At 55.0% G+C, this 431-nt stretch carries 1 protein-coding gene; it reads left to right on the top strand.

Annotated elements, in window-relative coordinates; all coding sequences use genetic code 11:
• Positions 1–431, top strand: a 431-nt coding sequence (locus HMPREF2674_RS09090) for an ATP-binding cassette domain-containing protein (RefSeq protein ID WP_141761793.1), incomplete at both ends; no start/stop codon positions are given.

Genomic DNA, 431 nt, shown 5'->3' with positions numbered 1-431 from the left:
AATGTTGGTTTGGTGAGTCAAGACTACGGCCGTTATGAACTGACTGTGCGTGAAAATCTTCTTCTGGGTTTGCCGCAGGAGGCTGTTGAGCGTCTTGGTGATGCCGATTTGTGGTCGGCTTTGTCGGTGGCTTGTGCTGATGATTTTGTGCGTGGTCTTGAGGGTGGTTTGGATGCTCAGCTGGGTGAGTCGTTTGGTGGTGTTGGTCTTTCGGGTGGTCAGTGGCAGCGTTTGGCGTTGGCGCATGTGGTTCTTCGGGATGCGCCGGTGTGGGTGTTGGATGAGCCGACGAGTGCTGTGGATGCTGAGACTGAGGAGGAGATTTTTGCTCGGTTGAAGGTGGCTGCTGTTGGGCGTTTGGTGGTGTTGGTGTCTCATCGTGCGTGGACGTTGCGTGGTGTTGATTCTGTGGTGGTGTTGGATGGTGGGTG

Origin of the sequence: Rothia sp. HMSC062F03, assembly GCF_001836905.1 — a bacterium.
Classification (GTDB): domain Bacteria; phylum Actinomycetota; class Actinomycetes; order Actinomycetales; family Micrococcaceae; genus Rothia; species Rothia mucilaginosa_A.
The sequence above is the reverse complement of the archived record's forward strand: the minus strand, read 5'-3'. Positions and strand labels throughout refer to the sequence as shown.